The following is a 13237-nucleotide window of genomic DNA, read 5'->3' as shown; positions in this document are numbered from 1 at the left end:
ACATCAATTTCTTCCATACACGTCATCAAAGCGAACGATATCCCCTTCGTCCACAAGTTCTCCAAGCTGCACCTCAATAATCTCCAGAGGGACCTTTCCGGGATTCGAAAGCCTGTGCTTTTCCCCGGCCCTGATAAAAGTGCTTTCCCCGGGCCTCAGGAAAAACCTCTCACCGTTCACATCCACACAGGCCATGCCCTTTACGACAACCCAGTGCTCGCTCCTGTGGTAGTGCAGCTGGAGGCTCAGCTTATGTTCGGGAAGCACTGCAATATTCTTGATCTTGTGGCCCGGAGACGCTTCAAGTAGGGTATAGGAACCCCAGGGCCGGTAAACTGTCTGGCCGATATATGCCCTTTCGTCATCCCTTTCCTTAAGCTCGGAGACAACCTCTTTTACCCTCTGGCTGCTGGACTTCGGACAGACCAGCAGGGCATCACTAGTGTCCACGACGACCATGTCTTTAACGTCAATAAGGGAGACGATTTTCCCGCTTTTTGAATACACAAGGTTCCCTTCGGAATTGAAAAGCAGAGGGTCACAACCCTGAACCGCGTTTTCCGCCGAGTCCTTTTCAAACTCATCATAGAGGGCTGCAAAGTTCCCAAGGTCGCTCCATTTCCGGCTCAGTTTCACAACGGCAACCCTGTCTGACTTTTCCATTATCCCGTAGTCAACGGAAATTTTATCCACACCTGAATAAACTTCACTAATATCATCGGATTTCTCAAAGCAGGCAAAAACCGCAGGGGCATGTTTTTTAACTTCCTCAAAGAAGAGTCCGGTTTCGAAGAGGAACATCCCGCTGTTCCAGAGGCAGCCTTCATTGATGTATTTTTTTGCAGTTTCCTCATCCGGTTTTTCCCGGAATTCCGAGACCCGAAAGCCCGGGCCGAGAGGCTCTGAGGGTTTGACGTAGCCGTATCCGGTATTAGGGAAAGTGGGAACGACCCCAAAAGTCACCAGGAAATCCGAAACCAGAGGTTCGGCTGCGGAAATCGTCTGCATGGCACCCATGTCAAGGACGTGGTCGGAGGAAAAAACGCCGACTGTGGAATTTCCGAACTTCCTTTCAATTTCCTTCATCCCGTAGAGAATTGCAGGAAGGGTATTCCTGCCCTCAGGCTCAACCAGGACGTTCTCAGGAGGGATCGTAAAACCGAGTTCTTTGATGTGACCGATGACGAAAAACTTCTGGGCTTCGTTTGTAACAACAAAAATTTCTGAAATATCCGATACCTCAAGGCAGCGGAGCACTGTTTCCTGAAAAAGGGACCTGCTCCCGAACTTTAAAAATTGTTTGGGGTACATTTCCCGGCTGAGTGGCCAGAGCCGTGTCCCCGAACCGCCTGCAAGAATAATTGACTTAATGCCTGTCATCTCCCTGGAAACTGGTTTAAAACATATCCGGTCTAAGTATATAGAACGTCTTTGAAATAATGGAAATTATAGATATACTGAGGAATATGATTATTTTTCACCAGTATATGATAGAAATCAATAAATAAGCTTTGGCTCTGAACAATACTCAATCTCTGAACAATACTCAACGAAAGAAACAAGGAAAACAGATCAATCAAAAAACAGAAAAACAAGAAATGTAAACTCTCAATTTAGCTCAGCAAAAAGGTAAAAAGATAAAACAATCCGTGAATTCATCCCATATCCCTTAATTCTCCAAAACTCATTCCTTATCGTCCCTCGTTAAATCGTCATCTCCCCAGCCCATCACCTTTTTTGTAATAAATACTGCAAAGACCAGTATAAGCAAGGCAAATCCGAGGAGAGGGATTGTGATGAAACGCCCGCTGGTCCGGAGGGTATGAGTATTGAGGATGAGAGGCTTATGGTCTACATTGCCTTCCCCGAGGTTGTAAGAGGCATCGCAAAGACCGTCTTCGTCCAGGTCTTCAACGATGCAAAGATCGGTGCTTTCAGGGCCTGTCCAGTAGTTGCCGCCCATGTAGGGTCCACCAGCAATGTTTACTCCCCTTCTCTTTGTTATGTTCCAGACGTTTTCGGCGTTGATACCGCCATACCCGACGTTTTCAGCGTTCTGGAAGTAGTTGTTGAAAATAAGGTTCCTGCTGCTGTTTGAAAGCATGATTCCGTATTCGGTATTAAAGTGCAGGAGGTTTCCACTCACCCTGTTGCCGTCCGAAGCCTCAAGCATGATGCCTTCCAGACTATTTAGCTTGACCCTGTTGTTGATAACAAAGTTTCCCCCCGAGCCGTTCAGGAAAATCCCGACGCCGTTGCCTGAAACATTATTGACGTTCAGCATATTGGTATTCGAAGTATCGAGATAGATCCCGAGGCGGTTGTCCGAAAGCTTATTATTGCTGACCAGGGTCCCACGGGTTTTCTCAAGATAGATGCCGGCTTTTTCCGGATCACTTGCCCCTTTTATGGAAAAACCGCTGATTGTTACGTTGTTTGCCTTTACGTGGAAAACGTGTTCATGAGGGTCTTTTGCCTTTACAATATACTCCTCGGGTTTCCCGGAAATCGAACGGACAGTAATTTCCTTATCAAGATATACATTTTCCCTGTAAATCCCGCTGTAGACGTATACAGTATCTCCAGGCTCTGCAGAATCCACAGCCGCCTGAATAGAGGAAAAGTCCTTGTTGTCATCACTCCCCACCGTAATCCTCCTGGCGGCTGCAGAGCCTGCACTCAGCATCAAAAAAACGGAAGCTATCGCAAAACAGACTTTTACAGTTTTTATGGTTATCAGCAGTATCACCTTTGACGGGACCCCCTGTCCCAAGTCATCCTGTTTTCCCCATAGTCGAAAAGGAACCGTTTTCCGGAAGATCAGCCTGAAAATAAACTGATGTTGAAAAAGAATAATTGAATAGTAATATAAATCCGGTAAGGGATATACTTATTGAAGCAGAGTTTCTGAGCAGTATTGCTGAGAACGTTGAAGTATGTCAAATGTAAAGTATGTTGAAGGGTATTTCAAATAAGGTACGTCAAAGGTATGTCAAATAAGGTATGTCAAAGAGATGTTGATAAAGATATGGGAAGAAAAGGGAAAGAAGAAAACGTATCTCCCTTCATTTCCAGGCCTTCAATTTAAGGCTCTCGACCGGTAGGCCTCCATACTGCCTTTCACTGATGCCTTTATCTTCCGCCAGGATTTCAACCGAAAACCCGGATTCATTTAAAAACCTGAGATAGTCATCTCTCAGGACCGCACCCGCAACGCAGGCTGCCAGCAGATCTTCATCATTTTTAAGGGCTTCCGGAAGTTCGGCCAGCAGGACCATGTCTGAAATATACATCCTTCCTCCCGGCTTCAGGACGCGGAAAGCTTCCCTGAAGACCATTTCCTTGTCCGGGGCCAGGTTGATCACGCAGTTGCTTATGACAGCATCAACCGATTCGTCTTCAAGCGGCAGGGCCTCGATGTCACCATGGCGGAACTCCACGTTCGGATATCCGTACTTAAGGGCATTTGCCCTTGCTTTTTCCACCATCTCCGCGGTCATGTCGACCCCTATTACCTTTCCCGAACTCCCCACCTTCTGCGCGGCCAGGAAGCAGTCAAAGCCTGCCCCCGAACCGAGATCAAGGACCACTTCTCCCTCTTTGAGTTCCGCAAAAGCCGTTGGATTGCCGCAGCCCAGGCCCAGGTTGGCCTCGGGAACAGACTGGATATCGTCTCCGGAATATCCGATCGATTTTGAAATACCCTGTGCGTCCGCATCCCCGCAGCACCCACTGCTGCAGCAGCAGGAGCCTCCGGAAATCGCAATTTCTCCGTATTTCAGCTTGATAATCTTCTTCTTTTCATCTGCATCCATTTTCCGGTCTCCTCGTTTTAGTCACTTTTCAGGCCCTTAATTTTAGAGTCTTTAATTTTAGAGTCTTTAATTTTAGAGTCTTTAATTTTAGAGTCTTTAATTTTCGGGTCCTTCAGGTAATCCCTGCAACTTTCCGGGCCGCTGCAGCAGGGCTTTACCTCCCCTATGCCCAGGACAAGCAGCAGTTCCCTGGTCTCTTCGTCCCTTATGCTGTATATGATATTTCTCCCCCTCTTTTCATGCTTTAAAATTCCTGCCTCAAGGAGTACCTTGAGGTGTTTTGAAACCGTGGTCTGGTCTTTTTCGGTAAGGGGAGCAAAATCACAGGCACAGTAGCTGTGTTCCAGCAGGTAAGAGAGGACAGTAAGCCTCGTCTCGTCTCCAAGTGCTTTGAAAAATTTAACCTTGTCCTCAAGCATGGTTCTATGCATATATGCGCATATATGCATATAATAATTTCGAAAACCCTTCAGCATTCATTACAACAAATGGAAAAACAAGGAACAAAAAAGATACGGAGAGTAGAAAAACAAAAAAGATATGGAGAGTAGAAAAACAAAAAAGATACGGAGAGTAGAAAAACAAAAAAGATATGGAGAGTAGAAAAACAAAAAGGATACAGAGATTAAGAAATCTCAATTCTCTGCTATCCCTATATTAATTTCAGCCATCAGACACAAGAAAAGTTCAGGACTTTTTTATTCCTCTCCGAAAAGCTTCTTCTTCTCTTCCTCATCGTACTTTTCGCAGCTTACCAGAGGCTTTTTCCTGCCTCCTCGCTCTTTCTCCATCGGATCTATAGGCTCAACTACGGTTTCCTGTGCCATTGTCTATCCCCTTTGTTCATCCCAAAATAGAACTGGTCCCACCCAAAGAAAAAAGATGAAAAATGAAAGCCTGCTTGAAACCTGCTTATTTACAGGTATCCAGGAGGCCTCTCTTCTTGCCACCCCGGGCTTCCGTGGGATGGATGGGGTCGACATCTGCTACTTCTTTGCCCTCTTTTTCCTCCAATTTCTCGCCCTTTTCTCCTACCCTTTGTTCTTCTGGCATATATCCAACTCCCTTCTGCTGATATAATCCTTCCATTTTTATAAAAGATGAATCTACTTCATGTTTTCCCTTTCTCAGGTTCTGCAGGAAAGAAATTATCCCTTCCTGTCCGGTACACATGCAGTTAACAGGTCTTCCCTTCCGGCAAGGATTTAAAATTTTGCAAGCTCAACTCTTGCTATAGATTACACTATTTTTGCCTTATCCCCCCTCTCCATTATTTAAATTCCGGATCAAAACGGATTTGGGAATTTGCCCCTAAATTAATTATACTCGCCAGATTTATTAAATTTTTGCAACCAACATATAAAATTTAAAAACAGTTGTGGTTTGCACCTCCCGGATTCGCAGGAAAACGCCAGCACCTGCAATTTAACCAGTGAGTGATGCGCCACATGAAAAATAATTAAAAATTATTTGGGAGAATATATATCCCATTAGCCATTATAAGGTGAGAGTCCAGGCGGAATGGTCGTGACTTTAGAGTCCTGCCTGAAAAATTATCCGGAAAAGGGAAATCAAGCCGCCAAGCTTAAATTCACCAATTTATTTTGTTCAGCAAATATGCTTTTCATTCAGGAAAATGTGATCCCATGGCATATAGAATACTGGAAAAGGAAGAAATTGCTCCGTCGGTGCACCGGATGGTCATCGATGCCCCTGACGTGGCAAAGGCTGCAAAAGCAGGACAGTTCATAATCCTCAGGATTGATGAAAAAGGGGAAAGGGTCCCCCTTACAATTGCTGATTTTGAAACAGAGAAAGGCACGGTTACCGTTATTTTCCAGGAAATGGGCAAGACCACAAAACAGCTTGCAAAGCTTTCCGCAGGCGGTGCCCTGGAAGACTTCGTAGGGCCCCTCGGGACCCCCGCTGACATAAGGAAACTCGGAACTGTTATCCTTGTGGGCGGAGGGGTTGGAGTTGCCCCGATCTATCCCCAGGCTAAGGCTTATATGAAAGCAGGCAACCGGGTCTTTTCTATCATCGGAGCCCGGAATAAAGACCTCCTGATCCTTGAAGATGAAATGAGAAAAGCCAGTACCGAACTTTACATAGCAACCGATGACGGGTCCAAAGGGCACCACGGCTTCGTGACCGATATCATGAAGCAGATCCTGGACAGCGGGGAAAAGGTTGCAAGGGTCGTGATCATCGGTCCGCCCATCATGATGAAAGTCGGAGCAGGCGTTGCCTCTCCTTATGATGTGGAAATCCTGGTCAGCCTGAACTCCATCATGGTTGACGGGACCGGGATGTGCGGAGGCTGCCGGGTTACTGTAGGCGGAGAAACAAAATTCACCTGTGTGGACGGCCCTGAGTTTGACGCCCGGAAGGTCGATTTCAACCAGCTCTTGAACCGGCTTGCCATGTACCGCGGAGAAGAGGCAAAAGCCACGGAAAAGTACGAAGAGGAATGCAGGTGCGGCCTGCACTGAGGCGGAGAGGATAAAAATGCCAGAAATACAGGAAGGAAAAGCAGGAAAAGCCCGGAAAGACAGGACCCCGATGCCCGAACAGCCTGCAGAAGAAAGAAGAAAGAACTTCAACGAAGTGGCCCTGGGCTACACTAAGGAAGACGCCCTTGCCGAAGCCTCCCGCTGCCTCAACTGCAAAGACCCGAAATGCGTGGAAGGCTGCCCCGTTAACGTGGACATCCCCGGCTTTATCAAGCTGGTCTGCGAAGAGGACTTTGGGGGGGCAATTGAGAAGATCAAAGCCACAAACGCCCTCCCGGCCATCTGCGGGCGCGTCTGCCCCCAGGAGTCACAGTGCGAAGCCCTCTGCGTGCTCGGAAAGAAAGGAGAGCCCGTTGCAATAGGAAGGCTTGAGCGCTTCTGCGCCGATTACGAGCGTGAGCAGGGCGTAAAAGCCCAGGAAATCCCGGCCCCTACAGGCAAGAAGGTAGCAATTGTCGGATCAGGCCCTGCAGGCCTCACAGCCGCAGCAGACCTTGCAAAACTCGGGCACAAAGTCACTATCTTTGAGTCCCTGCACAAAGCCGGAGGAGTCCTGAGTTACGGCATCCCCGAGTTCAGGCTCCCGAAAGAGATCGTACGGCAGGAAGTTGAATACATCAAGCAGCTCGGAGTTGAGCTCAGGCCCAACTACATCATCGGCCGGATCAAGACCCTGGATGAGCTCTGCGACGAGTTCGACGCTGTCTTCCTGGGCACGGGTGCAGGCCTCCCGAACTTCATGGGAATCGAAGGCGAAAACTTAAACGGCGTGTATTCCGCAAATGAGTTCCTGACCCGCGTAAACCTCATGAAAGCCTACGACCCTGAATATGACACCATGGTCAGGCTAGGAAAGCACGTGGTGGTTGTCGGAGGCGGAAACGTTGCAATGGACGCAGCCAGATCAGCCCTCCGCCTCGGCGCCGAAGAAGTAAGCATCGTCTACCGCCGCGGGGAAGACGAGATGCCCGCCCGCCGCGAGGAAATCGAGCACGCCAAAGAAGAAGGCATAACCTTCAGGCTCCTCTCAAACCCGACCCGTATCCTGGGCGACGAGAAATTCAACGTCACGGCTGTCGAATGCATCAAGATGGAACTGGGTGAGCCCGACAAATCCGGAAGGAGAAGCCCTGTCCCCAAAGAAGGCTCGGAATTCACAATCCCTGCCGAAGTTGTGGTTATCGCAATCGGCACATCCCCTAACCCGATCATCTTCAAAGGCTCTGAAGGCCTTGAGCAGAACCGGAGGGGAACAGTCATTGCCGACGAAGAAACCGGCGCAACCTCCAAGTGCGGGGTCTTTGCCGGGGGAGACGTAGTAACAGGCGCCGCAACCGTCATCAGCGCCATGGGCGCAGGCAAAAAGGCTGCAAAGGCAATTGACGAGTATTTGAAAGAAAAATAAGACCAAAACAAAGGAAAAAAATAGAGAGCTGAAAAATTCATTCAGCATCTCTCTTTCCAACTTTTTTCCAACTTTATTCCAACTCATATGACCTTTGAAAAGAAGTTACTTTCAGAATCTCTTTTACAGAACTTGCAACTTAAAAATTAGCCAGAAGAAGCTACAAAGTCTTTGATTGGTGGCAGTTTATTTTGCCGCCTGCTTGAAAATCATAACATTTCAAGCACTACTTTCAAAAGCACAAGCAAGGCAACAATAATAAAGAGGGTCCAGAGCAACGGGAGCAGGATCCTGAGCAGGAAGTACAGGATAACAGCTATAAGGATTACCTGAAGTAAAGTAAGCCTTTTCCCGGCAACCCGTGTGAAAGGTCGGTTCAAACTGCCGAAAATTCCTGAGTTTCTTCTTTTTCCGCCTGACATGGGATCACTAAGATAAGCAAAGCACTAAGAAAATTAAAGAAAAGTAAAAATCCTGGTCCTGGAACCCGGCTGTTTTTCACTGAAAATTCAATACAGGTCTGCTGGGAATTGAACCCAGGTTCGGAGCTCCGGAGGCTCCAGTGATATCCTCTACACTACAGACCTTCTTTGGAGTGGGGAAACTGAAAGCTTGGCTTTGAGGGCTAACTGGCTGAGTATAGTGCTAAATAGCTTATAAATTTAATCCTCCGGAAGGGCGCAAATCCTCACGTAGAAGAGTCAATCAGAAGAGCCAATTAAAAAAAGTTAAAGATTGGATTACAAAAGGTTCAACTTAAAATCCTGGGTTTCAGGAATGTTTACCGGCTTTCGGAACCGTTTATTCTTCCCACTTCTGCCCGTACTTTTCCTCAAAAACAAGTTCTGAAAGCGCCTTTCTCGTGGAAGTCCGCTCTCTGGGGACGGGGGTCCCGATCGCAAGCACTGCCATGAGCTCCATTTTTAAGGGACATTTGAGGATTGAGTTTACCTTCTCGTTCTGGTTCAGGATCTCCCCGAGCCAGACTGCGCCCAGGTCCAGTTCGCAGCAGGCCAGGAGCATGTTCTGGATGGAAGCCCCGATTGCCTGTACATCCTTGGTCCGGGAATAGGAGTGTTCGGTATCCAGGAAGACGGAAATCAAAAGGGGAGCTCCCGCTACAATATTAGAATAATGAGTGCATTCCGAGAGCTTACGGATGGTCTCCGGGTCCCTGACCACAATAAAGCGCCAGGGCTGGTTGTTCAACCCGGAAGGAGCCCACCTCCCGGCGTTAAGGATTTTGTTAACGTTTTCTTCACTTACGGGACTGTCCGTAAACTCCCGGACACTCCGCCTCTTGAGAATTGTATCAATTACCTTGCTATCTCCTGTTACTGGCATCATTTCCCTCCGGATTGAATTTTAAATTTCAGACTTATGAACTTTCTGTTCAACGGCTGCAAACGAACGGCAAAAAATCAATTTTCTGACAGTACCCTGCCAAAAAAAGCAGGGCAGCTACATACCAAAAAAGTCAGGTCGGAGAGCCTGCCAGAAAAAAATCCCGGCAGGGCCGGAAAACCGACCCTGGACGGGAGAGGAAAAAAGTAAGTTAAAGATGTGCCTTTTAAGATCAGTCGTCGTCGATCTTCTTGTTGAGCCAGGGGATGTTTGCCCTGATTTCCTTGCCGACGATTTCGAGCGGGTGCTCTTTTTCCTGGCGCTCCATGGCTTTGAGCACGGGGTGGTTGACCATGCCTTCGAGGACGAATTCCTTTGCGAATTCCCCGTTCTGGATCCTTTCAAGGGCCATGTACATGGCTTCGCGGGACTCTTCGTTGATGACCTGCGGACCCACGGTCATACCGCCGTATTCCGCGGTGTTGGAGACCGAGTGCCACATCCTCTCGAGCCCGCCTTCATAGATCAGGTCGACGATGAGCTTGACTTCGTGGCAGGTCTCGAAGTAGGCCATCTCTGGCTGGTACCCGGCTTCCACCAGGACTTCGAAAGCGGTCTTGATAAGGGAGGCAATTCCACCGCAGAGGTCGACCTGTTCTCCGAAGAGATCGGTCTCGGTTTCCTCACGGAAGGTTGTCTCATAGACTCCGGCCCGGGTTGCACCGATCCCCTTGGCGTAGGAGAGGGCAAGGTCCCTTGCTTTTCCGGTTGCGTCCTGGTAGACTGCGATCAGGCCGGGGACCCCGATACCTTCGGTGTAGGTCCTTCTGACAATGTGGCCGGGGCCCTTGGGGGCAACCATGAAGACGTCCACGTTCTTAGGGGGCACGATCTGGTTGTAGTGGATATTGAACCCGTGAGCAAAGACAAGGGCGTTTCCGGCTTCCAGGTTAGGCTCGATTTCGGAGTAGTAGACCGAGGCCTGCTTTTCATCCGGGAGGAGGATCATGATAACGTCTGCGGCTTTTGCGGCCTCTGCCACAGCCATGACCTTCAAGCCGTCAGCTTCGGCTTTTGCCCAGCTGGAACTGCCATTCCTGAGCCCCACGATAACGTTAAGCCCGGACTCGTGGAGGTTTCTTGCATGGGCGTGGCCCTGGCTGCCGTACCCCATCACTGCGATGGTCTTGTCTTTGAGTGCATCAAAGGTGGTTTCATTATCATAAATTATTGTTGCCATTGCTTGGATCTCCTGACAAATTTCTTAACATTGAAATGGACATTCCTTAATTTATGAGAGAAAAAATTCCTGTTCCTATACGAAAATATCGGAATTTATTGGGATTTTTCAGGATATTTTACGGCATATTCAGGATTTTTTCAGGATATTTTTGGAATTTTTTAAGGATATTTTACGGGATTTTTTAGGGATATTTTACAGATATTTTTTAAGGATATTCTTCCTTGAAAGTTGAACTTATTTTATAAAAAGTTGCTTCCTGAGATCGGGACCGCCTTTTAAACGGTTTGAGAGGTTCCCGGAAGCACGGGTCTTTTTTATAAAGACCGTGTCCCTTCGGAAAGGCTCCCGGCTGCCCCAATCTGTAGAAAATAATTAAGCAGCTACCTCTCTTTACCTGCCCTTAATATTTAAACCTTCTTTGGCCCGCGGGTCAGGGCAATCTTGCCCGTCCGGACCAATTCCTTGATCCCGAACTGGCGGAGGAGTTTTTCGATTGCCTGGATCTTGCCTTCGTCCCCGGTTACCTCAACGGTCATGGACTTTGGGGCCACGTCCACAATCCGTGCCCTGAAGATGTCCGCAATCTGGATAATCTCGGCCCTGGTGTTTACATCAGCCGAGACCTTGATGAGGGCCAGTTCCCGCTCGACAGCTTCATCCCCGCCGATGTCCGAGACCTTGATCACGTCGACCAGCTTGTTCAGCTGTTTTGTGACCTGCTCGAGCACATGGTCGTCCCCGTGGACCACGATGGTCATCCGGGAGATATCAGGGTCTTCCGTAACGCCAACAGCCAGGCTGTCGATGTTGTACCCGCGCCTGGAGAAAAGCGCTGCCACCCGGGAGAGGACCCCGGACTTGTTTTCCACAAGAACTGCAAGTGTGTGCTTCATATTCAGTCCTCCAGGTCAAGGATTTCATTGATCGCAGCCCCTGCCGGGACCATCGGGGAGACGTTTGCCTCGCACTCGACAATCACTTCAACAACCGCAGGTCTGCCCGACCTGACAGCTTCCTCGATTGCAGGCCTGACCTCGGAAGGCTTTTCGGCCCGCAGACCCAGGGCGCCGTAGGCTTCGGCAAGTTTTACGAAGTCGACACTGCCCTTGATGCAGGTGTAAGAGTATCTCCGGTCAAAGAAGAGTTCCTGCCACTGCCTGACCATGCCCAGGTAGCCGTTGTTCAGGACCACGGAAACCACAGGAATGTCGTTCTGGACAACGGTTGCAAGTTCCTGGGAATTCATCTGGAAGGAGCCGTCTCCTGCGATGTTGATGACGGTCTTCTCAGGCCGCCCCACTTTGGCCCCGATGGCTGCCGGGAAACCATACCCCATGGTCCCCAGGCCGCCGGAAGTCAGGAAAGTGCGGGGTGCGCTGTACTTGAAGAACTGTGCAGCCCACATCTGGTGCTGCCCGACTTCCGTCACGATAATTGCGTCTTTGCAGGCTTCGGAAATCTGTTCCACAACGAACTGCGGCATTATGACTTCCGATTCCTTCCTGTAGGTGAGCGGGTATTCCTTCTTCCACCCGTTTATCTTTTCAAGCCATGCCGCACTGTTGCAGCACTTCACGTGCTTGACCAGGGACCTGAGAATCTGTTTTGCGTCTCCTACAATCGGGATGTGGACCTTGACATTCTTGGAGATCTCTGCAGGGTCGATGTCGATATGGATGACCCTGGCATTCGGGGCAAAGGACTCAAGTTTGCCGGTCACCCTGTCGTCGAACCTTGCGCCCACCGCAATGATCAGGTCGGATTCCTGGATTGAATAATTTGCGTACCTGGTCCCATGCATTCCAAGCATCCCGATGGACAGGGGGTGCTCTGTCGGGATTGCCCCGATGCCCATGAGGGTCGTTGTAACAGGAGCCATTACGGCTTCTGCCAGTTCCACCAGTTCGGCACTGGCATTCGAGCTGATCACCCCGCCCCCGGCATAGATTATAGGCCTGGAGGCGTTTGTGATTTCCTCGGCAGCTCTTTTGACCTGCTGGATATTGCCTTTGTAAGTGGGTTTGTAGCCCCGAAGCTCTACTTTGTCAGGATAGTAGAAGTCAATCTCCGTGTTCTGGATGTCCTTTGGAAGGTCGATTAATACCGGGCCGGGCCTTCCGGTGGAAGCGATGTGGAAGGCTTCTTTTACGATCTTCGGAAGTTCGTTTGCATCCTGTACAAGGTAGTTGTGCTTGGTAATAGGCAGGGTAATTCCCGTAATGTCGGCTTCCTGGAAAGCGTCGTTTCCTATAAGGAAGCGCGGAACCTGTCCGGTTAAGGCTACGATAGGCACGGAGTCCATGTATGCCGTAGCAATCCCTGTTACCAGGTTGGTTGCTCCGGGACCTGAGGTGGAAACGCAGACCCCGGTCTTTCCCGTTGCACGGGCGTACCCGTCCGCAGCATGAGCCGCTGCCTGTTCATGACGTACAAGTATGTGGCGCAGATCGGAATCGTAGAGTTCATCATAGAAGGGAATTATCTGCCCTCCAGGATACCCGAAGAGAGTGTCAACCCCCTCCAGTTCCAGGCACTTTATAAGTGCCCTTGCGCCATTAACTTTTTCTGTTGACCCGGTTGTCATTATGAATCTCCTTCATTTCTCTTGAGATATTTATTTACTGGGTACCCAGCTTTCCGGTTGAGTACATTTCCAGTAAGAGTGTGTTCATCAGAAATACTTTTTTATCTCTCACGCTCACAAAACTTTCATTTTAAATTCGGCAAATACATCATAATCAATCATGTTATATATGGATGCAGGTCCCCCAGGCCCAGAAAGAATACGATGGCCCTTCATTTTCAGTCCGGGAATTCATCATATATGGAAGAAAAGAATTCCCGTACAGCAGAAAAGAAGAGAGGACGGGAAAGTCCTCAAAAAACCCCTGCAAAGGGGAGTGCATCCTTTCCGGAG

The 13237-nt window shown here is 49.0% G+C and carries 14 protein-coding genes and 1 tRNA gene; 3 read left to right on the top strand and 12 right to left on the bottom strand.

The annotated features are described in order from the left end of the window. Positions 1–3 precede the first annotated feature (3 nt). The 4 genes from FTO70_RS05845 to FTO70_RS05830 all read right to left on the bottom strand — a co-directional run bounded on the left by FTO70_RS05845 (position 4) and on the right by FTO70_RS05830 (position 4234). Positions 4–1380 carry a mannose-1-phosphate guanylyltransferase/mannose-6-phosphate isomerase gene (locus tag FTO70_RS05845; RefSeq protein WP_255334798.1) on the bottom strand — a complete coding sequence of 459 codons (1377 nt, stop codon included), beginning with the start codon at positions 1378–1380 and terminating at the stop codon, positions 4–6. 304 nt (positions 1381–1684) lie between these two features. Further along, positions 1685–2749 carry a NosD domain-containing protein gene (locus FTO70_RS05840; protein WP_255334797.1) on the bottom strand — a complete coding sequence of 355 codons (1065 nt, stop codon included), beginning with the start codon at positions 2747–2749 and terminating at the stop codon, positions 1685–1687. Between the two features lie 316 nt (positions 2750–3065). Beyond that, positions 3066–3815 (bottom strand): arsenite methyltransferase, encoded by a 750-nt coding sequence (locus FTO70_RS05835; protein WP_255334795.1) that lies wholly within the window; start codon positions 3813–3815, stop codon positions 3066–3068. A 17-nt stretch (positions 3816–3832) separates the two neighbouring features. Beyond that, complete coding sequence (locus FTO70_RS05830) at positions 3833–4234, bottom strand: helix-turn-helix transcriptional regulator (protein WP_255334794.1); 402 nt, start codon at positions 4232–4234, stop codon at positions 3833–3835. A gap of 14 nt (positions 4235–4248) precedes the next feature. On the opposite strand from FTO70_RS05830, the gene FTO70_RS05825 reads away from it, so the two are divergent. Next, entirely contained in the window at positions 4249–4392 is a 144-nt protein-coding gene (locus FTO70_RS05825) for a hypothetical protein (protein ID WP_255334793.1), read from the top strand. A gap of 121 nt (positions 4393–4513) precedes the next feature. Here FTO70_RS05825 and FTO70_RS05820 read toward each other — a convergent pair whose 3' ends face one another. Both FTO70_RS05820 and FTO70_RS05815 read right to left on the bottom strand, forming a co-directional pair. Further along, on the bottom strand, positions 4514–4642 hold the full coding sequence (locus tag FTO70_RS05820) for a hypothetical protein (protein WP_255334792.1): 129 nt from the start codon (positions 4640–4642) through the stop codon (positions 4514–4516). Positions 4643–4727: 85 nt separating this feature from the next. Then, positions 4728–4868, bottom strand: a complete 141-nt coding sequence (locus tag FTO70_RS05815; protein ID WP_255334790.1) for a hypothetical protein — start codon at positions 4866–4868, stop codon at positions 4728–4730. 593 nt (positions 4869–5461) lie between these two features. Here FTO70_RS05815 and FTO70_RS05810 point away from each other — a divergent pair. Both FTO70_RS05810 and gltA read left to right on the top strand, forming a co-directional pair. Continuing rightward, positions 5462–6307 carry a sulfide/dihydroorotate dehydrogenase-like FAD/NAD-binding protein gene (locus FTO70_RS05810; protein WP_255334788.1) on the top strand — a complete coding sequence of 282 codons (846 nt, stop codon included), beginning with the start codon at positions 5462–5464 and terminating at the stop codon, positions 6305–6307. 16 nt (positions 6308–6323) lie between these two features. Continuing rightward, the gene (gene gltA, locus FTO70_RS05805) at positions 6324–7733 is read left to right on the top strand and encodes an NADPH-dependent glutamate synthase (protein ID WP_255334787.1); all 1410 of its coding nucleotides are present in this window, start codon (positions 6324–6326) and stop codon (positions 7731–7733) included. A 209-nt stretch (positions 7734–7942) separates the two neighbouring features. On the opposite strand, the gene FTO70_RS05800 is transcribed toward gltA, so the two are convergent. From FTO70_RS05800 to FTO70_RS05775, 6 genes are all read right to left on the bottom strand, one after another. Continuing rightward, positions 7943–8113 carry a hypothetical protein gene (locus FTO70_RS05800; RefSeq protein ID WP_255334785.1) on the bottom strand — a complete coding sequence of 57 codons (171 nt, stop codon included), beginning with the start codon at positions 8111–8113 and terminating at the stop codon, positions 7943–7945. A 135-nt stretch (positions 8114–8248) separates the two neighbouring features. Next, positions 8249–8320, bottom strand: a tRNA-Arg gene (locus FTO70_RS05795). A 214-nt stretch (positions 8321–8534) separates the two neighbouring features. Then, the gene (locus FTO70_RS05790) at positions 8535–9077 is read right to left on the bottom strand and encodes a nitroreductase family protein (protein ID WP_255334784.1); all 543 of its coding nucleotides are present in this window, start codon (positions 9075–9077) and stop codon (positions 8535–8537) included. A gap of 232 nt (positions 9078–9309) precedes the next feature. Then, the gene (ilvC, locus tag FTO70_RS05785) at positions 9310–10317 is read right to left on the bottom strand and encodes a ketol-acid reductoisomerase (RefSeq protein WP_255334783.1); all 1008 of its coding nucleotides are present in this window, start codon (positions 10315–10317) and stop codon (positions 9310–9312) included. A 410-nt stretch (positions 10318–10727) separates the two neighbouring features. Further along, the gene (gene ilvN, locus FTO70_RS05780; RefSeq protein WP_255334782.1) at positions 10728–11213 is read right to left on the bottom strand and encodes an acetolactate synthase small subunit; all 486 of its coding nucleotides are present in this window, start codon (positions 11211–11213) and stop codon (positions 10728–10730) included. Positions 11214–11215: 2 nt separating this feature from the next. Beyond that, complete coding sequence (locus FTO70_RS05775) at positions 11216–12904, bottom strand: acetolactate synthase large subunit (protein WP_255334781.1); 1689 nt, start codon at positions 12902–12904, stop codon at positions 11216–11218. Between the last annotated feature and the right edge of the window lie 333 nt (positions 12905–13237).

The organism is Methanosarcina sp. KYL-1 (assembly GCF_024372725.1).
Classification (GTDB): domain Archaea; phylum Halobacteriota; class Methanosarcinia; order Methanosarcinales; family Methanosarcinaceae; genus Methanosarcina.
The sequence above is the reverse complement of the archived record's forward strand: the minus strand, read 5'-3'. Positions and strand labels throughout refer to the sequence as shown.

Excerpts from the sequence above, each read along its gene's own strand:
- ilvC (WP_255334783.1), bottom strand. The coding sequence starts at position 10,317 with ATGGCAACAATAATTTATGATAATGAAACCACCTTTGATGCACTCAAA.
- FTO70_RS05825 (WP_255334793.1), top strand. The coding sequence starts at position 4,249 with ATGCGCATATATGCATATAATAATTTCGAAAACCCTTCAGCATTCATT.
- FTO70_RS05775 (WP_255334781.1), bottom strand. The coding sequence starts at position 12,904 with ATGACAACCGGGTCAACAGAAAAAGTTAATGGCGCAAGGGCACTTATA.
- FTO70_RS05835 (WP_255334795.1), bottom strand. The coding sequence starts at position 3,815 with ATGGATGCAGATGAAAAGAAGAAGATTATCAAGCTGAAATACGGAGAA.
- FTO70_RS05845 (WP_255334798.1), bottom strand. The coding sequence starts at position 1,380 with ATGACAGGCATTAAGTCAATTATTCTTGCAGGCGGTTCGGGGACACGG.
- gltA (WP_255334787.1), top strand. The coding sequence starts at position 6,324 with ATGCCAGAAATACAGGAAGGAAAAGCAGGAAAAGCCCGGAAAGACAGG.
- FTO70_RS05830 (WP_255334794.1), bottom strand. The coding sequence starts at position 4,234 with ATGCTTGAGGACAAGGTTAAATTTTTCAAAGCACTTGGAGACGAGACG.
- FTO70_RS05790 (WP_255334784.1), bottom strand. The coding sequence starts at position 9,077 with ATGCCAGTAACAGGAGATAGCAAGGTAATTGATACAATTCTCAAGAGG.
- FTO70_RS05810 (WP_255334788.1), top strand. The coding sequence starts at position 5,462 with ATGGCATATAGAATACTGGAAAAGGAAGAAATTGCTCCGTCGGTGCAC.
- FTO70_RS05815 (WP_255334790.1), bottom strand. The coding sequence starts at position 4,868 with ATGCCAGAAGAACAAAGGGTAGGAGAAAAGGGCGAGAAATTGGAGGAA.
- ilvN (WP_255334782.1), bottom strand. The coding sequence starts at position 11,213 with ATGAAGCACACACTTGCAGTTCTTGTGGAAAACAAGTCCGGGGTCCTC.
- FTO70_RS05820 (WP_255334792.1), bottom strand. The coding sequence starts at position 4,642 with ATGGCACAGGAAACCGTAGTTGAGCCTATAGATCCGATGGAGAAAGAG.